This is a genomic window from Embleya sp. NBC_00888, assembly GCF_045207655.1.
GTDB lineage: Bacteria > Actinomycetota > Actinomycetes > Streptomycetales > Streptomycetaceae > Embleya.
Genome location: NZ_CP108784.1, coordinates 394,204 through 419,594, shown reverse-complemented (window position 1 = coordinate 419,594; position 25,391 = coordinate 394,204). Strand labels below are relative to the sequence as shown.

22 protein-coding genes and 2 pseudogenes are annotated in these 25,391 nt (G+C 68.9%); 20 read left to right on the top strand and 4 right to left on the bottom strand.

Going from position 1 to position 25,391, the window contains the following annotated elements; translation table 11 throughout:
- The first annotated feature begins 21 nt into the window (after positions 1 to 21).
- From OG948_RS01845 to OG948_RS01800, 10 genes and pseudogenes are all read left to right on the top strand, one after another.
- Positions 22 to 1,266, top strand: coding sequence for an ABC transporter substrate-binding protein (locus OG948_RS01845; RefSeq protein WP_406293235.1), 1,245 nt, complete (start codon positions 22 to 24; stop codon positions 1,264 to 1,266).
- A gap of 27 nt (positions 1,267 to 1,293) precedes the next feature.
- Positions 1,294 to 2,160 (top strand): ABC transporter permease subunit, encoded by an 867-nt coding sequence (locus OG948_RS01840; protein ID WP_406293232.1) that lies wholly within the window; start codon positions 1,294 to 1,296, stop codon positions 2,158 to 2,160.
- Positions 2,160 to 4,022: an ABC transporter permease subunit gene (locus tag OG948_RS01835; RefSeq protein ID WP_406293229.1), complete on the top strand. Its 1,863-nt coding sequence runs from the start codon at positions 2,160 to 2,162 to the stop codon at positions 4,020 to 4,022. The genes OG948_RS01840 and OG948_RS01835 overlap by 1 nt, the downstream gene beginning before the upstream one ends.
- On the top strand, positions 4,009 to 4,713 hold the full coding sequence (locus OG948_RS01830; RefSeq protein WP_406293227.1) for an ABC transporter ATP-binding protein: 705 nt from the start codon (positions 4,009 to 4,011) through the stop codon (positions 4,711 to 4,713). The genes OG948_RS01835 and OG948_RS01830 overlap by 14 nt, the downstream gene beginning before the upstream one ends.
- Before the next feature lie 24 nt (positions 4,714 to 4,737).
- Entirely contained in the window at positions 4,738 to 6,285 is a 1,548-nt protein-coding gene (locus OG948_RS01825; protein WP_406293225.1) for an amidase, read from the top strand.
- A 314-nt stretch (positions 6,286 to 6,599) separates the two neighbouring features.
- Entirely contained in the window at positions 6,600 to 7,022 is a 423-nt protein-coding gene (locus OG948_RS01820) for a hypothetical protein (RefSeq protein WP_406293223.1), read from the top strand.
- A 241-nt stretch (positions 7,023 to 7,263) separates the two neighbouring features.
- Entirely contained in the window at positions 7,264 to 8,895 is a 1,632-nt protein-coding gene (locus OG948_RS01815; RefSeq protein WP_406293221.1) for a FadD3 family acyl-CoA ligase, read from the top strand.
- Between the two features lie 168 nt (positions 8,896 to 9,063).
- Positions 9,064 to 9,463 (top strand): annotated as a pseudogene (locus tag OG948_RS01810) (transposase); the annotation flags it as partial.
- A 386-nt stretch (positions 9,464 to 9,849) separates the two neighbouring features.
- The gene (locus tag OG948_RS01805; protein ID WP_406293219.1) at positions 9,850 to 10,008 is read left to right on the top strand and encodes a hypothetical protein; all 159 of its coding nucleotides are present in this window, start codon (positions 9,850 to 9,852) and stop codon (positions 10,006 to 10,008) included.
- A gap of 807 nt (positions 10,009 to 10,815) precedes the next feature.
- Positions 10,816 to 11,109, top strand: coding sequence for an SH3 domain-containing protein (locus OG948_RS01800; protein ID WP_406293218.1), 294 nt, complete (start codon positions 10,816 to 10,818; stop codon positions 11,107 to 11,109).
- Between the two features lie 95 nt (positions 11,110 to 11,204).
- Here the strand turns inward: OG948_RS01800 and OG948_RS01795 are convergent, their stop codons facing one another.
- The 3 genes from OG948_RS01795 to OG948_RS01785 form a co-directional block, all read right to left on the bottom strand.
- Positions 11,205 to 11,510, bottom strand: a complete 306-nt coding sequence (locus OG948_RS01795; RefSeq protein WP_406293215.1) for a hypothetical protein — start codon at positions 11,508 to 11,510, stop codon at positions 11,205 to 11,207.
- 152 nt (positions 11,511 to 11,662) lie between these two features.
- Positions 11,663 to 12,355, bottom strand: a complete 693-nt coding sequence (locus OG948_RS01790) for a GntR family transcriptional regulator (protein ID WP_406293212.1) — start codon at positions 12,353 to 12,355, stop codon at positions 11,663 to 11,665.
- 88 nt (positions 12,356 to 12,443) lie between these two features.
- Positions 12,444 to 13,355, bottom strand: coding sequence for an ornithine cyclodeaminase family protein (locus OG948_RS01785; protein ID WP_406300163.1), 912 nt, complete (start codon positions 13,353 to 13,355; stop codon positions 12,444 to 12,446).
- A gap of 101 nt (positions 13,356 to 13,456) precedes the next feature.
- On the opposite strand from OG948_RS01785, the gene OG948_RS01780 reads away from it, so the two are divergent.
- The 10 genes and pseudogenes from OG948_RS01780 to OG948_RS01735 all read left to right on the top strand — a co-directional run bounded on the left by OG948_RS01780 (position 13,457) and on the right by OG948_RS01735 (position 24,645).
- Positions 13,457 to 14,671 carry an NAD(P)/FAD-dependent oxidoreductase gene (locus OG948_RS01780; protein WP_406293210.1) on the top strand — a complete coding sequence of 405 codons (1,215 nt, stop codon included), beginning with the start codon at positions 13,457 to 13,459 and terminating at the stop codon, positions 14,669 to 14,671.
- A 20-nt stretch (positions 14,672 to 14,691) separates the two neighbouring features.
- Positions 14,692 to 16,101 carry an MFS transporter gene (locus OG948_RS01775; protein ID WP_406293208.1) on the top strand — a complete coding sequence of 470 codons (1,410 nt, stop codon included), beginning with the start codon at positions 14,692 to 14,694 and terminating at the stop codon, positions 16,099 to 16,101.
- 8 nt (positions 16,102 to 16,109) lie between these two features.
- On the top strand, positions 16,110 to 17,366 hold the full coding sequence (locus OG948_RS01770; RefSeq protein ID WP_406293206.1) for a serine hydrolase: 1,257 nt from the start codon (positions 16,110 to 16,112) through the stop codon (positions 17,364 to 17,366).
- On the top strand, positions 17,363 to 18,388 hold the full coding sequence (locus OG948_RS01765; protein ID WP_406293203.1) for a dipeptidase: 1,026 nt from the start codon (positions 17,363 to 17,365) through the stop codon (positions 18,386 to 18,388). Before OG948_RS01770 ends, OG948_RS01765 begins: the two co-directional genes overlap by 4 nt.
- On the top strand, positions 18,376 to 19,473 hold the full coding sequence (locus tag OG948_RS01760) for a Glu/Leu/Phe/Val dehydrogenase dimerization domain-containing protein (protein WP_406293202.1): 1,098 nt from the start codon (positions 18,376 to 18,378) through the stop codon (positions 19,471 to 19,473). The genes OG948_RS01765 and OG948_RS01760 overlap by 13 nt, the downstream gene beginning before the upstream one ends.
- Positions 19,470 to 21,011 (top strand): acetolactate synthase large subunit, encoded by a 1,542-nt coding sequence (locus OG948_RS01755; protein WP_406293201.1) that lies wholly within the window; start codon positions 19,470 to 19,472, stop codon positions 21,009 to 21,011. The genes OG948_RS01760 and OG948_RS01755 overlap by 4 nt, the downstream gene beginning before the upstream one ends.
- 162 nt (positions 21,012 to 21,173) lie before the next feature.
- Positions 21,174 to 22,004, top strand: coding sequence for an alpha/beta fold hydrolase (locus OG948_RS01750; protein ID WP_406293198.1), 831 nt, complete (start codon positions 21,174 to 21,176; stop codon positions 22,002 to 22,004).
- A gap of 580 nt (positions 22,005 to 22,584) precedes the next feature.
- Complete coding sequence (locus OG948_RS01745) at positions 22,585 to 22,752, top strand: hypothetical protein (RefSeq protein WP_406293195.1); 168 nt, start codon at positions 22,585 to 22,587, stop codon at positions 22,750 to 22,752.
- A gap of 62 nt (positions 22,753 to 22,814) precedes the next feature.
- Positions 22,815 to 23,530, top strand: a pseudogene (locus OG948_RS01740) (dienelactone hydrolase family protein).
- 365 nt (positions 23,531 to 23,895) lie between these two features.
- Positions 23,896 to 24,645 (top strand): IclR family transcriptional regulator, encoded by a 750-nt coding sequence (locus tag OG948_RS01735; protein WP_331769711.1) that lies wholly within the window; start codon positions 23,896 to 23,898, stop codon positions 24,643 to 24,645.
- Here the strand turns inward: OG948_RS01735 and OG948_RS01730 are convergent.
- Positions 24,593 to 25,381, bottom strand: a complete 789-nt coding sequence (locus OG948_RS01730) for an IclR family transcriptional regulator (RefSeq protein ID WP_406293192.1) — start codon at positions 25,379 to 25,381, stop codon at positions 24,593 to 24,595. The two genes, OG948_RS01735 and OG948_RS01730, sit on opposite strands and share 53 nt — an antisense overlap.
- Positions 25,382 to 25,391 lie beyond the last annotated feature (10 nt).

The following is a 25,391-nucleotide window of genomic DNA, read 5'->3' as shown; positions in this document are numbered from 1 at the left end:
ACCATGGATCGGAGTATTCACATGCGCTATTCCAGAAAGTGGCTCGTCTCGAGTGCGGCAGTCGCCATAACGGCGCTGCTGGGAACCACAGCCGCATGCGGCCCCAACGATGCGAGTGCGGACTCTTCGACGGGCCCCATTCGCGTCGGCACCATCCTCGATGCAACCGGCCCGCTGAATGTCGTCGGCAAGCCCAAGATGGATGCCACGAATCTCGCCATCAAGGACATCAACGCGCACGGCGGTGTGCTGGGCCGAAAACTCAAGCTCATCAGCTACGACGCCCAGTCCGACAACGCCAAGTACACCCAGTACGCGAGCAAGCTAACTCTGCAGGACAAGGTGTCCGTCATCATGGGCGGCATCACCAGTGCCTCCCGTGAAGCCATCAGACCCGTCGCCGACCGGTCCCGGACGCTCTACTTCTACAACACCTTCTATGAGGGTGGTGTCTGCGACAAGAACGTCTTCCTCACCGGCCCTTCCGCCTCCCAGCAACTGGCTCCCCTGATCCCCTACGCCACCGAGTACTTCGGCAAGCGGATCTACGTCGTCGCCGCCGACTACAACTTCGGCCGTATCTCTGCCGACTGGACCAAGCAGTATGCGAAAGAGGCCGGTGGAACCATCGTCGGCACGGACTTCGTTCCGCTGGACAGCTCCGACTTCGGCGCGGTGATCAACAACCTTCAGGCTGCCAAGCCCGACGTCGTCGTTTCCCTGCTCGTCGGCGGAAACCACTCGTCGTTCTACCGCAGTTTCGCCTCCACCGGTCTCAACAAGAGCATGAAGATCGTCTCGACGACGTTCGGTGGTGGCAGCGAGAACGTCGTACTGGCGCCGCGGGAGAGCCGGGGGGTCACGGTTGCCTTCCCGTACTTCCAGAACCTCGAATCACAGGCCAACACGTCCTTCCTCGAGGCATGGCGCTCGACGCACCAGGGCGAGGATTACGTGCCCGATCAAGCCGTGGAGGAATGGAACGGGTGGCACCTTTGGGCAGCGGCCGTGAACAAGGCCCAAAGCCTCGACCGGACGAAGGTCACCGCGGTCCTGGAAGCCGGCCTGTCCATCGAAACACCGGCCGGCAAAATCACCGTGAACGGCGGCTCGCACCACGTGACGCAGAACATCAGCATCGCAGAAGCGGACGACAAGCACGGATTCAACGTCCTCACGACCAAGGAAGCCGTACCGCCGTCCTACGAGAACTCCGTCTGTGACCTGCAGAAGAATCCGTCAACGAACAAGCAGTTCACTCGGTAGGAGCCGCAACGAACAAAGGGTGAGACAGTGCAACCTGACCAACTCGTAAACCTGGGCATCTCCGTGCTCAGCAGCATCGCCCTCCTGGCCATCATCTCGCTGGGCCTCGCGGTCCTCTTCGGGATGATGGGAGTAATCAACCTCGCGCACGGCGAATTCCTGATGCTGGGTGCATTCTTCACCTTGACCGGGGTTCGACTCGGGCTGAACCTGTGGATCGCCATGGTGTTGGCTGCCCTGGCCGTCGGAGTCGTGGGCATCGTGATCGAAAGACTCCTCATACGGCATCTCTACGGCCGTATGCCGGCGACAATGCTGGCCACCTGGGGACTCAGCCTGATCCTCGTCCAGGTCATCGTCTTGATCTACGGCCCGGCCACCAACGGCATCCCCACCCCCCTGGCGAGCATCCCCATCGGTGACTACTCGGTATCCGAATACTCCCTGGTGCTCATCGCCGCCGCCGCCGCGCTGCTGGGGATCACCTATCTCGTGCTGAACCGCACTCGGTACGGAACCATGGCCCGCGCGGCAGTCGCGCTACCGGACATGGCCGCCGCCGTCGGTGTCGACGTACGGCGTACGAACATGCTGACCTTCGGCTTCGGATCCGCCCTCGCGGGAGCCGGAGGAGCACTCCTCGCACCCATCGCCGCCGTCGTGCCGAGCATGGGCCAGGTGTATGTCGGCCGCGCCTTCATGACCGTCGTCGTCGGCGGCCCCGGAGTGCTCTCCGGCACGGCCAGTGCAGCCGGCCTCCTGGGCGGCGTCAACGCGCTGGTATCGAACGCCGCCACCTCCGTTCTGGGCACGGCCGCGCTCCTGGTCGTCGCCATCGTGATCCTCCGGTTCCTGCCGACCGGCATCTCCGGATACTGGGAAAGAAGGCGCTGATGTCGGTCAACACTCCAGGCGGTTCCCACTCCCTGGCCTCCACCCGGCGCGCGCTCACCCGATACGTACCCGCAGAGGTGCCCGGCGCCGCATTCGTGATCCTCCTCGGCGGCATCCTGGCGGCCACCGCAACTCCCTTCCAGGCCCAGAGCTGGAGCCTGTGGGTGATCTTCGGCCTACTCGCGCTCAGCTTCACCTTCGTATGGGGCCAGGCAGGCATCTTCAGCTTCGGGCAGAGCGCGTTCTTCGGAATCGGCGCCTACGCCTACAGCGTTCTGGGCATCAACATCGAGCCCCGAACCGGTGAGACATCCATCGCGCTCATCGCCGCGATCGTCATCACAGCCCTGATTGCCGCCACGCTCGGCTACTTCATCTTCTACGGCAACGTCGGCGACGTCTACGTCTCCATCATCACGCTCGCCTTCACCCTCGTACTGCTCACGCTCATGTCCAGCACGGCGGACCCGAGCTACCACATCGGCCAGGCACTGCTGGGCGGCTACAACGGCATCATCGGCGTACCACCGCTGATTCTTCCCGGCGGCGGTCGGATGCTGGATCCCAACGGCATGCTGTTCACTTCGGTGGCTGTGGCTGCCGTGGTCGGCTTCGGCATCAAGCTGCTGTTGCGCCGGTCGTTCGGCCGGATCCTTGCCGGACTTCGGGAGAACGAACCACGGACCGAACTGCTGGGATACGACGTACGGCGCTACAAGCTGATCGCCTTTACCATCGGCGGCGCGATAGCCGGCCTCAGCGGTGGTCTCTTCGCCGCCTGGGGAACGTCTGTCACTCCCAGCGTGTTCAGCCTCTCGCAAGCCGCGCTCGTACCGATCTGGGTCCTCGTGGGAGGCCGCCGATCCCTTCTCGGCGCCTTCGTCGGCGCGGCCATCGTCCAAGGCGTGTCGGACGCTCTCGGAAGCGGGGCCGGATCCGCCACTCCCATCGTGCTGGGCACGATTTTGATCGCAGTCGTCCTGCTGCTTCCCGAAGGAGTCCTGCCTGCCCTGTCGTCGATCACACGCCGCTTGCCGGCCATCGCGCGCCGCCCCGCCACCGAGGTCGACGTCCCGGCGTCCTCGAGCGAACGTGCCGTTGCCGGCTTCGTCGTCCCCCACGAAGCACGCCCGGCAACAACGATCAAGGCCATAGATCTGCACAAGCGATTCGGTGGCGTCACAGCCCTCGCCGGCGCTTCCCTGGAAGTCCCCTCGAACGGGGTGCACTGCCTGATCGGCCCCAACGGTGCCGGCAAGAGCACCTTCTTCAACATGCTCTCCGGACGCTACCGGCCGACGTCGGGTGACATCCTGCTCGGCGACGAACGCATCACCAGACTGCGACCCGATCAGCGCGCCCGCCGCGGCCTGGGCATCAAGCTGCAGGTACCAAGCCTCTACGGAGAACTCACAGCCTTCGAGAACGTTTGGCTCGCCGCGTACGGAACCCGCCGTGACATCACCGAGGCAAACGAGCGCGCCCGGCGCGCACTGGACTGGCTCCGCCTGTCCCACAAGGCCGGCCGACGGGCGGACGAACTGGCTCACGGCGAGCGTCAGTGGCTGGAGATCGGCATGGTGATGGCCGGCGGCCCGAAGGTCGTGCTCCTCGACGAACCCACGGCCGGCATGACACGCGAGGAGACCACGCGAGCGGCCGAGCTGATCCACGAGCTGGCCCGGACCGCAACGGTGATCGTCGTCGAACACGACATGGAGTTCGTCCGCCAACTCGACTGCCCGGTGACCATGTTCCACGAGGGAAGCATCTTCTCCAGCGGCACCATCGAGGAACTGCGGGCCGACGACCGTGTCCTGGACATCTACCTCGGACGGGGAGCCTCCCATGCTGACCATTGACAACGTCCGGGCCGGCTACGGTCGCACCACGGTCCTGCACGGACTGTCCCTCACCGTGGCGGACGGAGACATGATCGCGGTGCTGGGCCGCAACGGCGCAGGAAAATCGACGCTCCTCAAAGCCGTGATCGGAACCGTTCCCCTGAGCAGTGGAACGATCAAACTCGGCGACCAGGATCTGAGCCGCAAAAAGCCCCACCGCCGTGCACGGGCCGGAATCGCGTACGTGCCGCAGGGACGCGACATCTTTCCCCGCCTCAGCGTCCTCGACAACCTCCGCGTAGCCGCCTACGGGACCCGGCCACGGGACGCGTCACAGCTTCTTGAACAGGTGCTCATGGAGTTCCCTGTTCTGAACGCCAAGCGCGCGGAACCCGGTGGCGGACTCAGCGGTGGCCAGCAGCAGATCCTCGCTCTTGGCCGCGCCCTGATGACCGACCCGCGGGTGCTGCTGCTCGACGAGCCCTCCGAGGGCATCCAGCCGTCGATCGTCGACCAGATCGCGGAAACCGTCTGCCGGATCAACGGCGAGCGGGGCATCACGGTCGTGATCGTGGAACAGAACCTCGACTTCGCCGCCAAGATCGCCCCGCATGCGCACCTCATGGACAAAGGGCAGATCGTCCTCAGAGTGCCCACCAAGAACCTGATAAGCGACCGCCTGCTCCAGCACGAGTTCCTCGGCGTATGACACTCCCGATGGAAGGAGACAACTGTGCCCATCAAGCGCCCCACCCCGGAGCAGCTGCGTCGGATCGCCGACCGCTTCGGAATCGATCTGACCGCTGAGAGCATGTCCGCGTTCGACACCCTGATCGACGAGGGTCTCGTGAACTACGAAACCATCGACCGGGAGTGGGCCGCACGCGCCCCGCAAGCTCCACACCGTGAGTGGCATCGCCCGGCCCCCGAGGAGAACACGCTGGGAGCATGGGCTGCCCGTACCGCGATCAGAGAGTCCGACGAAGGCCCCCTCGCAGGCAAGCGACTGGTCGTCAAGAACAACGTGGCCGTTGCCGGCCTGCCCATGGCCAACGGCTCGAGAACCCTCGAGGGCTACATCGCCGACGAGGACGCAACGGTCGTTCGGCGGATTCTGGAGGCAGGCGGCACGATCATCGGCGCGTCCGTCTGCGAAGACCTCTGCTTCTCCGGGGGAAGCCACACCGCCGCATCCGGGCCGGTCCTCAATCCGTGGAACCCCCGGCACAGCAGTGGCGGCTCCAGCTCGGGCAGCGCCGTGCTTGTCGCGACCGGAGAAGCGGACATGGCCGTCGGCGGCGATCAAGGCGGATCCGTCCGCATGCCCGCCTCCTGGTCGGGAATCGTCGGGCTCAAGCCCACACACGGCCTGGTGCCATACACCGGCGCCTTTCCCATCGAACTCACCCACGACCACCTCGGTCCGATGACCCGGACCGTCACCGACGCGGCCCTGCTGCTCAACGTCATCGCCGGCAGCGACGGACTGGACCCCCGCCAGGTGGGACTTCCGCCTTCCCGTGACTACACCAAGGACCTCGACAACGGGATCGCCGGCCTGCGTATCGGGATCCTGAAAGAAGGCTTCACCCAGCCAAACGGCGAGCCCCAGGTCAACGACACCGTCCGTGCCGCCGCAGAACAACTCTCGGCGGCAGGCGCCAAGATCGTGGATGTCTCGATTCCCGAACACAGCAGCCTGGGAATGGCCCTGTGGAGTGTGATCGTGACGCAAGGCGGGCTCTGGCAGATGATCCACGGCAACGGATACGGCATGAACTACCGCGGCCGCTACAGCCCCTCCACGATGAGCGCCTACGCGGCAGGACGGCGTGCCCACTTCAACGAGGTCTCACCAAGCGTCCAATACGTCGCTCTACTGGGCCAGTACATGCTCGAGGAGCGCGACGCCACCTCCTACGCCAAGGCTCAGAACCTCGTCCCGGTACTGCGCGCCGCCTACGACCGTGCGCTGGGCCAGGTGGATGTCCTCTGTCTGCCCACCACCTCCACCCAGGCGACCCTCCTGCCCACCCCGGACGCGCCGCTCGTCGACCGGGTCCACCGAACGAACGACATGCTCGGCAACCCGGCGCCTTTCAACACATCCGGGCACCCCGCCATCAGCGTGCCGGCCGGCATCACGGGCGGACTGCCCATCGGCATGATGCTGGTAGGCCGACACTTCGATGACTGGACGATTCTGCGCGTCGCCCGCGCATTCGAAAACGAGGTCGGAGGATTTCCCCCGGTGCCCTACCGCCCAGGGTCTTGCAGATGATTGCCGGTGGTTCGTTGACGGTGGTTCTGATTGGCAGTAAGCCGTGAAGTAGGGGTATTCGTCGGCCTGTTCGAGGGTGTGGCGTGACCGCTCGCGTGCCGTGCGCGCGAGTGGGCCCCGCACCCGACAGAGCAGGCGGGCCGGGAGCAGGGCCTGCCGTACGCCCCCACACCTCATCACCCTTGCGTGCTCGCGACGTCGGGTCGGGGCGACCCGCGATGCGTGTGCGGACGGACCTGGTGTCGCCGCCGTTTCCGGTACTACGCTGCGCGATGCCGCGACCGCGCACCATGGATGGAACGGGGGCCGGTCCCATGCGCAGAGCCAAGGCGAAGGCGCAACGTCGGGTCGAGGAGTTCCTGGAACGCGCGCGTCCGAACGACCCGCCCGTGATCACGGTGATGGTGGTGAGCGGTCCGACCCCGCTGGTGATCCTGTTGACCCTGGGTGTGGGGGTCCTACGCCTCAGGCGCCATTACATCGTCGTGACCGGGAACGCGGTGCTCGTCCTGAACGCGGGTATGTGGCACCCGGCCCCTCGCGAGATTGCCCACGTCGTGCCGCGTGCCGTGGCCGCCGCGTCGATCGGCAGGATCGTCCTGGAGCCCTTGGCCGTCAGGTTTCGCTTTCGGTTTCCGGGCCACTCCGGGTACACCGACCTGTCCGTCGGCTTCGCCTGGTGGGCCGACTTCGAGTCCATGGTGCGCGACCTGACCGGGGTCGTCATCCGGCGTTGACCGTCGTGCGGGACGAACCCGTGCGGGATGTCGGGCGGGTCGGCGGGCCGAGTGGACGTCGTGGGGGCGGTGGGCGCGGTCTCCGCCTTCGAACGCCACTCGTCGGTCGGTGTCGACGTCCGGGCGGATTGCGCGTCGTGGTGTGGCCCGGTGAGGAACGGCCCGTGATGCCGCTTCCCTGGCCGCCGTGATCTGACGTACCGTCAGGTTCAATCAACCTCTGGCCTCACCGGGAGCGATCATGCAAGGGGACCTTGAGTGGGGGAGCATCCCTGCCCTCGTGGACAGCGCGGCGGACCGTTTCGGTGACCGTGAGGCCGTGGTGGACGGCAATGTACGGGTCGGCTACGGCGAACTGCGGGACCGCGTCCGGCGTGCCGCGGCGGCGGTGGTCGCGGCGGGCGTGGACAAGGGCGACCGGGTCGGCATCTGGGCGCCGAACTCGCTGGAGTGGATCGTGTCCGCGCTCGGCGCGTTGACCGCGGGCGCGGTCGTGGTGCCGATGAACACCCGGTACAAGGGCGCCGAGGCCAGGTTCGTGCTGGCCAGGACGCATGCCAGGCTGCTGTTCGTATCGGGCACCTTCCTCGGCTCGTCCTATGTCGGGATGCTCCGGCGGGCGGCCGGCGGCGCGGCGGAGGGCCGGGCCTTCGCGGACCTGCCCGAGCTGGGCCGGGTGGTCGTGCTCGCGGACACCGCGCCGGACGACTGCGTCGCGTGGGCGGACTTCCTGGCCGGCGGCGAGCGGATCACCGCCGCCGAGGTGGACGCCCGCAAGGCGAGCGTCGGCGCGGACGACATCGGCGACATCATCTTCACCTCCGGCACCACCGGCCGGCCCAAGGGTGTGATGACCACCCATGCGCAGACGCTGCGGGTGTTCGACACGTGGGCGTCGGTGGTCGGTGTCACCGAGGGCGACCGGTACCTCATCGTCAGCCCGTTCTTCCTTACGTTCGGGTACAAGGCCGGGATCGTCGCGAGCCTGATCAAGGGTGCCACGATGATCCCGCAGGCGGTCTTCGACGCGGACGCCGCGATGACGGTGATCCAGCAGGAGAGGGTCACCGTGCTGCCGGGCGCGCCGACGATCTACACGTCGCTCCTGGACGCGGTGGCGCGCGAGGGGACGGGCGGGTACGACCTGTCCTCGCTGCGTCTGGCGGTCACCGGCGCGGCGGCGGTGCCGCTGTCCCTGGTCACCCGGATGGCCGAGGAGCTGGGCTTCGACTCGGTGCTCACCGCGTACGGGCTGACCGAGTCGTGCGGTACGGCCACCATGTGCCGGCAGGGCGACTCGGCCGAGGTCGTCTCGTCCACGTCCGGGCGGGCGATTCCCGGGGTCGAGGTGGTCACCGTGGACGCGGACGGGAAGCCGACCGCCGTCGGCGAGTCGGGCGAGGTGTGGGTGCGCGGTTACAACGTGATGAAGGGCTACTTCGAGGACCCGGAGGAGACCGCCGAGGCGATCGACGCGGACGGCTGGCTGCACACGGGCGACGTGGGCGTGTTGGACGTGCACGGCAACCTGCGGATCACCGACCGGATCAAGGACATGTTCATCGTCGGCGGCTTCAACGCCTACCCGGCGGAGATCGAGTCGGTGCTCGCGGGGCATCCGGCGGTCTCGGAGGCCGCGGTGGTGGGTGTTCCGGACGCGCGGATGGGTGAGGTGGGCAAGGCGTACCTGCTGCTGCGGCCGGGGGCGGAGGTCACGGCCGAGGAGATCATCGCGTTCTGCCGGCAGGAGATGGCGAACTACAAGGTGCCTCGGGCGGTCGAGTTCGTCACCGAGTTGCCGCGGAATCCGGGCGGGAAGGTGTTGAAGTTCGAGCTTCGGGCGCGGACTGTGGGGGAGGGGGCGCGTCGCTGACGCGGGGCGGGGTCGGCCTCATGCGCTCGGGCAGGGCGGGGTTCGCCTCATGCGCGGGCGGGGCTGCTTGGCCTCATGCGCCGGCCGGGCTGGGTGGTCTCAACCGCCTGGGCGGGCGACGTTCGCCTCATGCGCCGGCGGGCTGGGTGGCCTCAAGCGCCGGCCGGGCGCGACGCCGTGGAGGTCGTCGCGATGGACGGCTTCACCGGGTCAAGGCCGCCGTCGCCGAGGAATTCCCCGACGCGGTCGCGGTCATGGACCCCTTCCACGTCGTCCGCATGGCCGGCGACGCGCTCGATCGCCGTCGCCGCCGCGTGCAGCTCGCGATCCACGGACGCCGCGGCTTCAGGGACGACCCGCTCCACACGGCCCGACGGATGCTCCTAACGGGCGCCGAGCTGCTGATCGACCGCCAGTGCCGGCGACTCGCCTGCCTCTTCGCTGATGACCGCCACGTCGAGATCGAAGCCGCTGGGGCGTCTACCGGCGCATGATCACCGCGAACCCGACCGGCGTTGCGGGCCGCGACCTGGTCGCGAAGCTGATCAAGGACATCAGCGCTGGCGTCCTTGTGTGAGGACCGGGACTCCCCGTCGTTGCAGTCGAGGACGGTCGTGTTCGGTTCGTTGATCAGGTGCCAGGAGATGACGAGTATCGAGCGGGCGACGACAACCAGGGCTTTGGCGTGGCCGCGGCGTGTGACGATGTGCCGGTAGCACCGGGATGGCGCGCCGGGGCCCACACCGGAGTCGCCGACCACCGCCGGACCGGACCCGCACCATCAAGGCGGCCCGCATCGACGCTCTCGGGCTCGCCAGCCACGCACCACACCTCTCGTGTCTCCACCGCCGATCCTTCGCTCGGGTGGCCCCGCATCGTTAAGACCGCTTCGGCGTGGGCGGGACGTGCGAGTATTTCGAGTCGGGGAAAGGGGAGCGGCATCGTCGACATCCCGTGGGAGCATGTGGGGCAGCCGCGATACGACCGGATCGTGAATCCCTGATCCAGCGCAAGTACGGCGAGAACTGCACCGTCGAGGTCTTCGACGGCCGTGGCGGGGACCAGGGCCGCGACATCGAGGTCGTGGACGCCCAGGGCCGCACGTGGATCTAGGGCGGCCGGAACCACGGGGGCGAGTTCCTCGCGGGCGGTGCCGTACCCGTGACGCGCCGCCGCCAACGCCGCCGACACATGCTGACGCGCCATCCGCGCCAAAACCACCGGATACCCGCGCAACAGATCGTGCCCCCGATAACCGGGCGGGCACAGGTCGAACAGCCAGGTCACGGCCGTCGCCTCCCAGCCCTCGACGCCCGGCGGCCGCACCACCTGCGGCCACCCCGGCGGGGCCACGCCGACCCGGCCCCGCGGCTTCGCCGGGGCTCCCTGGTCGGCGAGGACGCGGGCGAAACGACTCGGGCGCTCCCACGCCGGGGAGGCGTCGTCGCCATCGTCGCTGCCGTACATATGTTCGATTATCGGTTTCGCCGGCCGAAAAGGCACGTCGTCGGCGTGTCTGTCCGGTGTCATCGAATCTTGAGCGAGTGTCATCGAACCTTGACGAACGCGAGTTTGTGTCATCGAAGACTGATCGCGCTGGTCAGAGGCCCAGACGGAGCCGAACCAACGCGGCACCCAGGGACGCTCGGCGGTGCCGAGCCGAGGCGGAGCAGCCCCTTCGCGCCCGCTACCAGGGCTTTTACCGATCAAGGATCGATGTCATGGGAGTTTGATCATCCAAGGTGGATGGGTAGTGCGGACAGCCGAGAAGCCGTGCCGCCTCCTCTGTCCATCATCACACGACGTATTTGATTGACTACGAGACGTGCATATATGGGTGGGGCCCGGGAATGTAGGCGCCGACACACATGGCCGGGCCTTCCGGGATGACGGCCACCCACTGCTTCCATGGAGGAATAGATGGCTTCTCAGCCCGACAAGCCGTACGGCACCGTAGTCAGCCAGGCAGGCGTCCACGAACGCCGGGCTCCTTCCACCGACGCGCCTGCCCTCGGCACACTGCCGTCCGGGGCCACGGTCGGCCTGCGCGGCAAGGTCCGCGCCCAGGACATCGACGGCAACAACATCTGGTATCTGCTGCGGGACCGGGATGCATGGGTCGCAGCCCGCTACGTCGCCAATACCGGCAACGTCCCATGGGTCAAGGAACTCGCCACAGCCGCGGCTGCCGCCGACGGCGACAGCGCAGGCTGAGAAACCACCCCGCCTCCCCGGCGAGGCACCCCGGACATCACGCGAGGTCCGCCCCGACTCACCGGGTGCGGACCTCGCTCACCTGCACGTGCGCGTCATTCAGCCGAACGGTCGCGCAGGAGCGTGGGGTCGCGGTCGGTCATGGACCGGACGAGGAACCGCTCCTCGACGGCGGTGTTGTCCCGGTCGCCGTCACCCGGTTCGACGTCGTCCCGGTTCTCGATGTGCTCGCCGGCGTCGGCGGTTCGGCGGTCGGTGTCCTCGATGTGACGGTCACCCGCTACAGCTATGGGGGCAACCCGATCCCTAACCCCTGGACCCGTCTCAACCACGTCTGAACGGCAGGGTCCGTGGAGAGCCCGGTACTCGGAGACGGGTACGCCGGGTTCGGCGAGCGACACGGAGAAAACGAACCGGTGGGAACACGGGCACCGCGCTCCGTGCCGACTCGAACAGGCACCCCCCGGGGCCGGACGTACATTGCGACCAGGTCACTGGCCGTCCCGTGCGGCGGCCCGCCGCAGCCCGGTGGTACGGCTGCAACGGTCCTCGTTCAGTCGGCCGATTTGGACTCCGCCCGGCCTGCCCAGATCCCGCGTGCGTGCTTGAGGTGGCGACTCATGACTTCGACCGCGTCTTCGGTCCGGCCCGCTTCGACGGCGTCGAGGAGTTCGTCGTGTTCCCGGACGGTCTCCAGCAAGGCTTGTGTGCCCGCCAGGTGGTCGAGACCGTAGAGCCGCGTCTGGTCGCGGAGCTGGCCGACGAAGTCCACCAGCCGCGGGTTGTCGAGGTAGGTGAGCAGGGTCAGGTGCAGCTGCCGGTCGTTGGCGAGGAAGCCGATCAGGTCCTCGGCGAAGACGGCCTGCTGGGTGCGATCGGCGAGATCGCGCAGCACCGCGAAGTCATCGACGCGGCCCTGCGCGGTGATCTGGCGGACGGCTCCGACCTCGAGCATCTGCCGGATCTGCAGGATCTGGTCGAGGTCGGCATCGGTGAGCACGCGGACACGAAAGCCGCGATTGCGCACCGTTTCGATCAGCCCGTCCTTGGCGAGGTCGAGCAATGCCTCGCGGATGGGCGTTATCGAAACCTGCAGCATCTCGGCGATCTGGCCGATCGCGTAGAGCGTTCCGGGCTGGAGTTCCCCGGACACGATCTGCGCGCGGATCACGTCGGCCGCGTCGTCTCGCAAGCTGTGACGTCGGAGCCCGGTGGACGGCGCGGCCGCCGCGACGGGAATGGGCATGCGAACCCCCTCGTGATGTCAAACCTTCATCGGTCAGCTTAGCCCGGCTCGATACCTGATGTGTAAGGTACCGAGACTCCGGGCGCATTCAAGCCTGGGGGTTTGCCGTGGTTCGGCGAGCGAGCAGCCGGGCGATCGCCCAGTCCTGGGCGGCGATGCCCACCGTCTTGAACACGGTCCGGCCGGTGATGGGCGGGCACGCGCTCAGTAGTGGGGCGAGTTCGTAGATCTCGCTGGTCGTGCGGGAGCCGTTGCCGAGGGCGTGGATGATCTCGCCGGCTTCGTCCAGGGCAGCCCGGAGTTGCTCGACGACGACGAGATCAGCTGTGGCGAACAGTTCGTCGGGCAGTTCGCGCATGGTAGGCCGGAACGAGCCAATGGCATTGACGTGCACGCGCGGTGGCAGGGCCTCCAGGGGGAACAAGGGGGTGCTCGACGACGTCGCGCAGCAGACGATCTCGGCATCCGCCAGCGCATCGGCGACGTGGCGGGTGGTCCGTACCCGCACGCCGGGAAGTTCCGCGGCGATCGCCTCGACGAGGGATTCGCTGCGGGCCGCGTCGAGATCGAACACCGTCAGCGCGGTCAGTGGCCGAACCGCGTGCACGGCTCGTATCTGGTCTGGGGCCTGGCTGCCGGCGCCCAGCAGCGCGAGCACGGACGCGCGCGGCCGGGCGAGGACATCGGTAGCTACACCCACGATGGCTCCGGTGCGGATCGTCGTGATGGCCGCGGCGTCCGCCACCCATCGCCCCGCCGGGTCGGTCCACACGACCGTGCCCTGAATCGCCGGCACCCGGTCGATCTCGACGCTGAGTGTCTTGACGGCCGCGGCGGCGGTCGGGTGATGGTAGGCGGCCATCACCAGGAGACGCCCGTTGTCGAAGTGCAAGCGTGGCGGCAGCGTGAAGTGCCCCGCAGCGACGTCCCGCAGAACCTCGCGAACCGCCTCGATGGCCTCGGGCATGAGCACGCGCTCACGGATCTCCGCGGCACTCACGACCTGCTCGGTATCAGTCACGACTCGACCTCCACTATTGACACCTCATACGTAAGGTATTACACCTACACCTACCGAAGCCAAAGCGCAAAGGAGACCGCATGAGCCCGGATCGCGCGGATGTCGCCGTCGTCGGCGGCGGCGTCGTGGGCAGCTGCGTGGCCTACCTCCTCGCCCGGGCGGGCGTGGCAGTAGCGGTGCTCGACCCGGCGCCGGGAAAAGGCGCGTCGGCAGGCAACGCGGGTCTGGTCGTGCCCAGCTACACCGTGCCGATGTCCAATCCGGACGCTTTGGCCGTGGGACTCCGTTCGCTGCTCGGCAAAACCCCGGGCATGCTGGCCCGGCCGTTGTCCGCGCGCACGCTCGTCTGGCTCGCCCGGTTTGTACTGGCTTCGCGGCCCGGCCGGGCGTGGCGGGATACCCGGGTCCTGCACGAAATGGCCGAGACCAGCCGTCGCTGTTACGACCAACTGCAGTCCGAGGTGGACTTTCCGTTGCGCGATACCGGCTTCTTGCATCTGGTTCGTGACCGGCGGGTGTGGGCGGCCGAGCTACGGACGGCACGCAGGCTCGCGACCATCGGAGTGCACTCCGATGCGCTCGCTCCGGGCGAACTGGCCGCACTCGAGCCGGGTCTGGCGAACGGATTCATCGGTGCGATCCGGTACCCGGGGGATGCCTCCCTCGACCCCGAGCGCACCACCCGGGCCTTTGCCGAAGCCGCCGTGCGACATGGGGCCGTGTTCCACACCGAGCGTGTGGTCGGCGTACGGACCGCCGCCGGCCGGATCGACGCGGTCGAGACCACCGGCAGGTCCGTCGCGGCGCGGGCGTTCGTCCTGGCGGCCGGCGCCGACAGCGCCGCGGTCGGCCGACTGTTCGGCGTCCGCCTCCCGGTGGAACCCGCCTATGGCTGGAGCCTCACCCTGCCCACGCAGGGTCTCCTGCTGCACCACGCCGTGCAGTTCGCCGACGAGCACGTCGTGGTCAACTCCGGCCCGGACCGGATCCGGCTGACCGGCGGAATGGAGTTCGGGGGACCGGCGTCGGCGGCCCCCCGCGCGGAAGCCATCGCCATGCTGCGCGCCGTGGCGGAAGCGGCGATTCCGGCGATTCGCGACATCGCCGACGCGGGCGTCGCGTGGCGCGCCGCTCGCCCGATGACGCCCACCGGGTTGCCGATCATCCGGCCGGTCGGCGACAACGTCGTCGCGGCCACCGGCCACGGCCCCCTTGGCGTCACACTCGCGCCGGCCACCGGCCGGATAGTCACCGACCTGCTCACCCGGAAAGGCAGTCCGTTCCGTTTGTCCTGAAACCCCGAAAGGTCGCTGTCATGACCGTTCCTGCTCCCACCCCGTCGCGTTCTCACGGCGTCCTGTTTGTGCTCGTACTCGCTGTTTTCGCCTACAACGGCCTGGAAACGACACTCGCCCCGGCGGTGCCGTTGATCCAAAAAGCGGTCGGCGCGTCGACACCCGCGATCGCCTGGGTCTTCACCGGCGTCCTGCTCGCCGGCGCGGTGGCGACCCCGACCATCGCCCGGCTGGCCGACATCCGAGACAAGCGCCGCGTCCTGCTCTGGGTGCTCGCCATCGTCTGCGTCGGCACGATCGTTGCCGCCCTTGCCAAATCGGTGCTGGTGCTCACCATCGGACAGTTGCTGCAAGGCACCGGACTGGGACTGATTCCTCTGTCCATGGGGCTCCTCCGCGACACGCAACCGCCGAGCCTGATGAAGGCGGGCAACGGTTTGATCATCGGCGTCGCCGCGCTGTCGACGGCCGTCGGGCTGCTGGTCGCCGGACCGATCGTCGCGCGCATGCCCTACACCTGGCTGTTCTGGTTCCCGCTCGCGCTGCTCGTCGTCACGTTCGTCGCGGCGTGGTTCGTCGTCCCGTCATGCCCGCCGGCTGAGTCCGGCCGGCTGGACTGGCGCGGCGCGGCGCTGCTCGGGCTCGGGCTCGTGGTTCTGCTGGTGGCCATCACCAAAAGCTCGTCCTGGGGCTGGACCTCGGGCCGGTTCCTCGGGCTGGTGGCCACGGCTTTGGTCATACTCGCCCTGTTCGCCGTCGTCGAACTACGTACCGAGAAACCGCTGGTGGACCTTCACCTGATGGCGAGCCGGTCGGTGGTGCTGCTGTGTGTGATCTCGTTTGTGGTCGGCTTCGGCAGCTTCACGATCTTCGCGCTGGTGCCGATGCTGGTGCAGATGCCGGTCGGCACCGGCTACGGACTGGGCGGATCGGCCACCGTGGCCGGTCTGGCTCTGGTACCGATGGGAGTCGTCGGCACCCTGGTCGCGCCGCTGACCGGACGGCTGGAGAGCCGGGCGGGGACCCGTGCGGTGATGGTGCTGGGTACGGCGCTGCTGGCCCTCGCGAACGTCGCGCTGCTCGCCGCCTCACAGGCCTGGGTGATCTTCGTTTCGACCGCGCTGGCCGGCGCAGGCATCGGGCTGACGCTCACTCATGTGATGAACATCGTGGTTGCCTCGGTACCGGGCGAACGCACCGCGAGCGTCAGTGGCATGACATTCGTGATCAAGGCGGTCGGCGGCGCAGTGGGCGCTCAGGTCGGCCTGGGGCTGCTCGCCGCGGGCGGGGCGGAGGTGCCTGCCTGGAGCAACTTCCGTAGCGCGTTCTTGGTCGGCAGCGCCGTTGTCGTCGTGGCCGCGCTGCTCAGCTTCGCGTTTCCGACGAGGACCGGGACCACGGCGCAGAACGATGTGGCGCCGGCCCAATGAGGAGGACGATGATGGATTCCGCGACGCTGGACGAGGTTCTCCGGGACACCTGTCCCCAGCAGGCGATCGCAGCCGCCTGCGTGCTCGAGGACGGGCGCACGAGCGAGGCGGTGGTCGGGCCCGCCGCCGCGACCGCCCCGACGTTCGCCCTCGGCTCGGTGACCAAGGTGCTCACTGCGACGATGGTCGCGCAACTGGTGGCGGCGGGATCGCTCTCGTTCGATGATCCTGTTGTGGCACATGTGCCCGAGGCCGCCGTCCTGGGCGCGCGCGCGAGCGAGATCACTGTGCGAATGCTGCTGTGTCACTCCGGCGGGCTGGCGGACGCGTGGCAACGTTACGACGGGTTCGACGAATTGCTGGCGGCAGTACGGGAGTCGGGCGCGACCGGTGCGCCGGGCGAGACACACTCCTACGCGAACTCCGGTTACGTCGTCCTCGGTCGGCTGATCGAGCAGGTGACCGGTTCGTCGTGGGACCAACAGGTGAGAGACCGGATCCTCGGACCGGTCGGGGCTACCCGTGCGACCTTCGAGCCCGCTCCGTCGTTCGCTCCCGACCTGGTGTCCGACGGTCACGGCGGGCTACGGTCGGGGGAGATGTGGCCCCGTGTCGGGAAGCTGTACGAGGCCGCCGGCTCGACCCTCCACGGCACCGCCCGCGACGCCGCCCTGCTCGCGCTCGCGTGCGCGACGGGCCGCACCGCCGAGGGGCGGGAGCTGCTTCCCGCCGAACTCGCCGCCGAGCTGCGTTCCTGCCAGATCACCTTGCCCGGCCGGTCTTTGCGAGTCTCCGGCTGGGGCCTGGGCTGGGCACTGTCGCGGTCGGGGCGGCAAGCAGTGGAGCACATCGGCGGCACATCCGTCCTGGTCTTCGCCGAGCCCGGCAACGATCGCGCCGCCGCAGTGGTGACGAACTACCCGCAGGGCGAACGGGCCGGCCGCGCGGTCGTGCACACCATGCTCGGCACACCCGAACCGGCGCCGCCTACCGGGCCCGGCCCCAGCGATCCCGAGCGGTATGCCGGGCACTACCTCTCGGCCAACTTCGCATTCGACATCCGAGTCGAGGACGGCACGCTGACCTCGTCGAACCCGCTGGGCGGCTCGGAACGCATCGCTTTGCGCCACCAGGAGGGCGACGCGTTCTGGGCCGATTTCGACGATGTCCGGACAGAGGTCTGCTTCTTCGACATGGCCGGCCGGACGCCTCGCCGGATGCACGCCGCCTTGCGCGTGCTGCACCGGGAAGCGGAGGCCAAATGACCGGCCTCCATCGCGATGCCGTCGTCGCCGACGCCCACAACGATCTGCTGGTGCTGGTCGCGCGACGCCCGCGATCGGCGTGGGTGTCGTACTTCCGCGAACGCTGGTACCCGCAGCTGCGCGAAGGTGGCGTGGACGTGCAGGTGCTTCCCGTGTTCATCGGCAACGAGTTCCGGCCGGAGGGCGCCCTCCGGGAAACGCTGCGGATGCTCGAAGCGGCGCATCGGATCGCCGAGGGAAACGCAGACGTCGTCGCCTTGTGCCGCACCGGCGCGGAGATCGACGCCGCGCCGGCCTCGGGCCGCATCGCGCTGGTGCTCGCCCTCGAAGGATGCCCGCAGATCGACGACGACATCGAACTGCTGCAGACCATGGCGCGTTTGGGCGTTCGGATCGTGTCCTTCACGCATTTCGGCCGCACGATGCTCGCGGACGGATCTGCGGAGGACGCGACCGGTGGCCGCCTCACCAGGGCCGGGATCGACGCGGTCGCCCTGCTCGAGCGGCTGGGCGTGCTGGTCGACGTCTCACACGTCGGACGCGCCTGCGTCGACCACATCCTGGAGCTGGCGACCAGGCCGGTCGTCGCGACGCACTCATGCGCCTACGCCGTGCACGAGCATCACCGGAACCTGACCGACGACCAACTGCGGGGGATCGCCGCCACCGGTGGCGTCGTCGGGGTGAACTTCTTCGCCGGATTCCTCGCCGGCGGCAAGCCGACGATCGAGAACCTGGTCGCGCACATCGCGCACATCGTCGACGTCGCCGGGGAAGACCACGTCGGTCTGGGAAGCGACTTCATCGCCGAAGTACTCGACGAGAAGGTCCCGACCTGCGACCGGCCACTGATCATCGAAGGCACCAATACGGAGACCCTGGTGCCCGGCCTCGAAGGTCCCGCCGGCCTGCCTTTGGTCACCGACGCGCTGTTGCACCACGGCTTTTCCGAGCCGGTGATCCGCAAGATCCTCGGCGCCAATCTCGTCCGCGTACTGAAAGGGGAATCATGTCCACAGTAGACCCGCGATTGGACCACGAGCGGGTTGTGCTGCACTACGGCAAACGCTCCGGTCTCCCGGTAATCGCAGCCGTCCACTCGACAACGCTGGGCCACGCTGTCGGCGGCGCGCGGATGTGGACGTATCCCGACTGGCGCGACGGCCTCACCGACGCGCTGCGCCTGTCCGCCGCCATGTCGTTGAAGAACGCGGCCGCGGACCTGGCACACGGCGGCGGAAAGGCCGTGATCGCGCTGCCCACGGGTACCGTCCTGTCACCCGAGCGCCGCGAAGCGGTGTTGCGGGACCTCGGCGACCTGGTCGACAGCCTCGGCGGAACGTTCATCGTCGGTGAGGACGTCGGGATGCGCAGCGAGGACATGCTCATCGTCCGTGAGCAGACCCCATGGGCCGACTGCCTGCCGCCGAGCGCCGGTGGGATAGGCGAACCGGCGGAACCGACCTCGATCGGGGTGTACGCGGCGATCGAAGCGACGGCCCGCCGGGCCTTCGCCACGGCTGACCTTCGCGGGCGCCGCGTCTGCGTGGTCGGGCTCGGTCAGGTGGGGCAGCGGCTGGCCCGGCGGCTCGCGACCGCGGGGGCCAAGCTCACGGTCTCCGACATCGACCCGGCGAAGCAGGCGATCGCCGGTGAGCTTGGGGCCGACTGGGCCGAACCCGGCGAAGCCCTGTTCGTCGAGACCGATCTCCTTGTTCCTGCGGCCCTCGGCGGAATCCTCACGCCGCACAGCGTGCCCTGGTTGCGGTGCGCCGCGGTTGTCGGGCCGGCGAACAACCAGCTGTCCGACGACACGGTGGCCGAGGCCTTGGCCGAGCGGGGCATCCTGTGGGCGCCCGACTTCATCGCCAACGCGGGCGGCGTGATCTACGGGGTCAAGGTCTCCCTGGACGGGCTGTCGCCCGAGGCGGCGCGGGCCGACGTCCGCCGGATCGGCGACCGGCTCGCCTCGGTGTTCGCGCGCGCCGAACGAGATGGGGTGACGCCACTGGCGGTGGCGGTGGGGGACGCGAACGCGCGTCTCACCGGCTCCGCGGTCACCGAACCCGTCACACGGACCGGTCCTTCCGAGCCGGGAGTGCGATGAACGGCGCGCAAGCCCTGATCCGCACATTGGTCGGTGCGGGCGTCGACGTCTGCTTCGCCAACCCCGGTACCTCGGAGATGCAGTTCGTCGCGGCGCTCGACACCGTGCCGAGCATGCGCGCCATCCTCGCTCTGTTCGAGGGGGTGGCGACCGGTGCGGCCGACGGTTACGCGCGCGTGGCCGGCCGTCCCGCGGCGACACTGCTGCATCTGGGCCCCGGTTTGGGCAACGGCCTGGCGAACCTGCACAACGCCCGCCGGGCGCACAGCCCGGTCGTCAACCTCGTCGGCGATCACGCGACCTACCACAAGAAGTACGACGCTCCGCTGGAATCCGATATCGAAGCGGTCGCGGCTTCCCTCGGCTGGGTCCGGCGGTCGGACAGCCCAGCCGAGGTCGGCGCGGACGCCGCCCGCACTGTCGCCGCCGCACAGGAGCCCCCGGGAGGAGTCGCCACACTCATCCTCCCGGCGGACGTCGCCTGGGGCGACGGCGGACGCGCGGCGAGTCCGGTACCGGCACGAGTTCCCCGGCAGGTACCCGAAACGGCGGTGAAATCGGTCGCGGCGATCCTGCGTACCGGCGAACCCACCGCACTGCTGATCGGCGGCGCCGCCTGCCAGGAACGCGGATTGCGCGCGGTGAACCGGATCGCCACGGCAACCGGCCTGAAGCCCTTCATGGAAACCTTCCCGGCTCGCATCCAGCGCGGCGCGGGACTACCCGCCGTCGAACGACTGGCCTACCACGCCGAACACGTGGCGTACCAGCTCGAAGGAACCACCCATGTCATCGTCGCGGGGACGAAGCCGCCCGTGTCGTTCTTCGCGTATCCAGGCCGGGCCAGTGATCTCGTGCCCGCAGGCGCACAGGTGCACATCCTCGCCGAACTCGGCGGGGATGTGGTGGCGGCATTGGAATCTCTCGCGGACGAGGTCGCGCCCGGCACCCTGCCCGTGCTTCAGCAAGCGCGGCGCTCCCCCTTGCCCCGCGGCCCGCTCACACCGCGGAATTGGGTCGAGGTAATCGGCGCGCTCCTGCCGGACGGTGCGATCGTCTCGGACGAATCGGTGACCTCCGGCCTGCTGCTGCCCGCCGCCACCGCCGGCGCGCCCCGGCACGACGTGCTGCCCCTCACAGGAGGTGCGATCGGCCAGGGCTTGCCGGTCGCGGTCGGCGCCGCCGTCGCCGCTCCGGATCGCCCGGTGATCGCACTCCAGGCCGACGGAAGCGCCATTTACACCATTTCCGCGCTGTGGACCATGGCCCGCGAAAACCTTGACGTCACAACAATTCTGCTCAACAACCGGTCCTACGCGATCCTGCGGACGGAACTCCAGCGGGTCGGCGCGGGCAGGTCGGGCCCCAAAGCCGACGAACTGCTTGACCTGTCCCGCCCCGACCTCGACTTCACCAAGATCGCCGAGGGAATGGGTGTGCCGGCTACCCGCGCGAGGACGGCCGAGGAGCTGGCGGGCCAATTCTCGCGTGCGGTAGCCGAACCCGGCCCGCACTTGATCGAAGTGATCTTGGAGTAGCTCGTAACTCGCGAATCCGCGTTCACCACCGCGCGAGTCGTACGAGATTGCCGCAACTCCACTCGAACCGCCAGCAGACCGATCATCCGGAAAAGGATTCAGATGCCCCATAGCGCCTGGCATTTCGCGCTCGTGCCGTGTTCCGATGGCCGCACCTGCGAGGTGCTGCTGTACGGCGATTCCGAACGAGCGCTCGTACACCAGCCCGGTACGCCGAGCAGTCCCGCGCCCGACAAGCTGTTGGCCGACGTGGCCGATCACCACGGACTGCGCGTCGTCTTGCCGCTGCGCCCTGGCTACGGCAACAGCACACCGAACCCTGGTCGGCGGATCGCCGACGTCCCCGCCGACATCGAGGCCGTCATCCAGCACCTCGGCGTCACGGAATTCGTCAGCGCCGGCTACTCGGGCGGCGGCGGGCACTCCCTGGCCACCGCCGCCCTTACACCGTCGTGCAAGGCGGCCGCTGCCGTCGCCACACCCGCGCCACGGGATGCGGAAGGGCTCGACTACTACGCCGGGATGGTGCAGTCCAACCACGAAGAATGGGCCCTCGCCGACAAAGGCGAGGACGCCGTCCGGCGCTTCCTGGAGAAGTTCGCCGCGAGCCGTCGCGAGCGTCCGGTGGAGGCGTTCGTCGAGGTCTTCGACGACGCGATCCCGCCCGTCGACCGCGACGTCATGACCCACGAGTCGGCCGAGCGCCTGAATATCGGCTGGAACAAGGGCTTGGAAAACGGGATCGAGGGCTGGCTCGAGGACGACATCGCCCTCACGACGCCGTGGGGATTCGACCTCCCCAGCGTCACCACGCCGGTGACCTTCTGGGCCGGCCGGCTGGACGTGTTCGTCCCACCGGACCACACGGTCTGGATGGCGCGGCAACTGCCGAGTTCCGACCTGCATCTCCTCGCTGCCCACGGCCACATCAGCCTGCAGCGGGCACTGATGCACGACATCGTCGCTGACCTCGTTACCAAAGCCGGCTGGTAACCGCTGTCTTTGTCCCGATGTAGGGACACGGTGGCGGGGCGCCGCCGCGAGCAGGGCCCGCTCGGCGAGGATTGCGCGGACCGCGACGGCAAGGCGCTCGGCCGAGCCGAGCTCGTTACGGGCGACCGCCTGCATCGTCCGGAAGAAGTCACGAAGCCACGCGTCGAGCCTCCCGCAGTGCAGGTCGAAGTCCTCCCATGCGAAACGGGAGACCGATGCCACGCGAGCCGGCTCGTCGTGGACACGTACCGCGGCCTCGGCCGCGGCACGGCGGCCGGCGCTGTTGTGGTTGATCGCCCAGCGAGGCGGCGTCCGGCCGCAGTCGGCGCACGGCACGCCGCGCACTCGCTGGACACCACACCCCGTGCAGCGGATCAGATCGAACGTCAACCGGAAGGCCGTATCAGGCATGAGAGTCTCCAGGCCCTGTGCCGAGACAGCGGGGTGGAAACGGGCAGAAGAACATCATCGGCCCGGAACCCGATACCGGGCATGGGGTTTTTCAAACCCGGCCGAGGTGTGCACCCGCTCGTCGCACCCGGGAGACAAGACCAAGCGCCGTGATGGCCGAACACCCCTCATGAGCGGTGAGTCGGTCCGCACCACTCGGCTGCCCGCGCCGGGCGAGGTCGTGGAGCAAGTCGAGGGCACCACAGCCGAGTTGCTCGGCTGGCTCACCGGTCGCAGCGACGGCGCGGGACTGGCCCACTCGGCCGCCGCTCTACCGGCGTTGCCCCACTGGTTGTGACCGCGGGCCGTGACCGGTCCGATTCCACTTCGTAGCGAAGGAACTTCCCCGATGAGCGAGCAATGGATTACCGTCCCGACCGCCGACGGCCCGATGCGGGTGTTCACCGTGCGCCCCGATGCCGTGACCACCCATGCGGGGCCGTCGTGGTGTTGCAGGAGGCGTTCGGGGTCAATGAACACATCCGCACGGTCGCCCGCCGGATCGCCGAGCGCGGCTACCTCGCGGTGGCCCCGACCTGTTCCACCGCACCGGCGTCGCCGAGTTGCCCTACGACCGGCACACCGACGCGATGGGGTTGATCGGCGCGATCGGGCCGGACGCGGTCGCTGCGGACATCGGCGCCCTGCTGGCCCATCTTGCGCAGGATGAGGAGCTGCCCGCGGCCCGTACCGCGATCGTCGGTTTCTGCTTCGGTGGTCGGGCCGCGTTCACCGCGGCCACGTGCTGCCCGGGACTTGCCGGTGTGACGGTCTTCCACGGTCCCGGGATCGCCGCAGGACCGCATGCCGTGCTGGACCGGGCGGCGAAGATCGACGCGCCGCTGCCGCTGCACACCGGCGAGCAGGACCCGACCATCCCGGCCGAGCACGTGGCCGCGATCGACGCCGCACTGACCGGGGCCGGAGCGGTCTTCGAGCAGCACACATACCCGGGCGTCGGACACGCCTTCGCGTGCGACGCCCGCCCGGACAAGTACGTCCCGGACGCGGCGACGACGGCGTGGATGCGCACGTACGACTGTCTGGCGCGGGTGCTGCCGAGCGGCGCGGGCTGAGTGATCGGCGATCCGCGGGAGTTCGCGGAAGTCGCACGCCGGCGGCGGGGTTGGTGAACTGCCGGGCATGGCGGCAGTCCTGTCGGGCAATCCGGGGCGGACGTGACGTCGGCCTTCGAACCGCGGTGGTGGTCATGAAAGCCGACGTTCGTCGTTCGGGGGATCCGGCCGTGCGTTCGCCGTCGAGGACGCCGGCAGTCTCCGGTCACGCGGCGGGTGGTGGTGCCGAGCCGGGGCGGCCCCAGCGACCGTGCGCGGCGGCGCTCCACCACGGGCCGGCGCGGCCCGCTGCGCGGCCCGGTGCTCGCCGGCTCCGAAGGAGGCGGGTGCGGATGCCGCTGTCCGGCTGTCGATATCATCGCCGGGTGAATACCGGAGCCGTCAGGAGTCTGGGTCGTGGGCTCGACGTGTTGCTTGCCGTGGCGGCGGGCGGGGGTCCGGCGACGTCGACGGAGATCGCCGAGCGTCTCGGACGCAATCGGGTCCAGGTGTCCCGCACGCTGCACAGCCTGGAGGCGGCGGGTGTGCTCACCCGGGATCCCGACACGCTCGCCTATGCGCTGAGTTGGCGGTTGTACAGCCAGGCGACGCGCGCGGTCAGGGCGCGGCTGCTCACCGAGGGGCCGCCGATTCTGCGCGCGGCGGTGGAGGCGACCGGGGCGAGTGCGTTCCTGGCCGAGGTGCGCGGGGACGGCTCGGTGGCCTTCCTCGAGGATGTGCCCTCGGGGCTGTCGTGGGTGGGCCGTTCGTATCCGTTGTACTGCGACGACGCGGGTCAGGCGCTGCTGTGGGACTGTAGCCGCGAGGAGTTGGAGATCGTGTTCGCCGACACCGGGTTCATCGCCCACGGACCCGCCGCGCCGAGCGGGGTGGCCGAGTTCGAGGCACGGTTGATCGCGGCTCGCGAGCGTGGCTACGCGGTCGTGGACGGGGAGTCGGAGCCGGGCGTGTTCGCCGTCGCCGCGCCGGTGCGGGACTTCTCCGGCGAGGTCGTCTGCGCGCTGCACACGGAAGGACCCTCGGCACGGTTGGCCCCGCTGGCGGATCGGCACGGTGCGGCGATCAGGGATCTGGCCGATCGGCTCTCCACGCTGCTCGGCCGGCCGCGGCCCTGACCTCCAGTGCGGCGGCCGCCGCCTTCACCGACGCCGCGATCTCGGCGGACCGGTCGGCCAGTCTGAATCGCGGGACGGCCAGACTCAGCGCGGCCACGACTGCTCCGGATTCGTCCCGTACGGGTGCCGAGAAGTCCACCACGTCGTGTTCGAATTCGCGGTCCGCGACCACGATCCCCTCCGCGCGGGCGGTCGCGTTGTAGCCGGCCAGCGTGGCGATGTCGCGGGCTGCCCGCGGCCCGCCGCCGACGAATTCGACGGCACCGAGCAACGCGGCGAGTTCCTGCTCGGAGTGATCGAGCAACAGTGCCCGCCCCGGCCCGGTGCACCAGATCGGTGTCAGGGCGCCGGGCGCTGCCGCCACGTACGACGACCAGTGGCTGAGCTGGCTCTCCACCGTGAGCACCATGCCCTGTGAGGGCACCGCGAGCCAGGCCGGTTCGTGCCAGCGCGCCACCAGGCCGCGCAGCGGCGGTCGGGCGGCGACCAGCAGGTGCCTGTCGGCCGCCGCCCCGGCCAGCGCGAAGAAGCCGGGGCCGATGCGCCAGCCGCGGCCTTGCTCATCGCGCTCGACGAGGTCCAACGCGGCCAGGTCCTTGAGCATGCGGGACGCCTGGGCCGCGTCGACGCCGATCAGTTCGGCGAGGCGGACGTTGCCCTGGTAGCCGGCCGAGCCCAGTTCCGCGGCGAGGACCGCGTGCAGGAGGGCGAGGCCCTTGTCGAAGGTCGTGGTCACCACACCACTC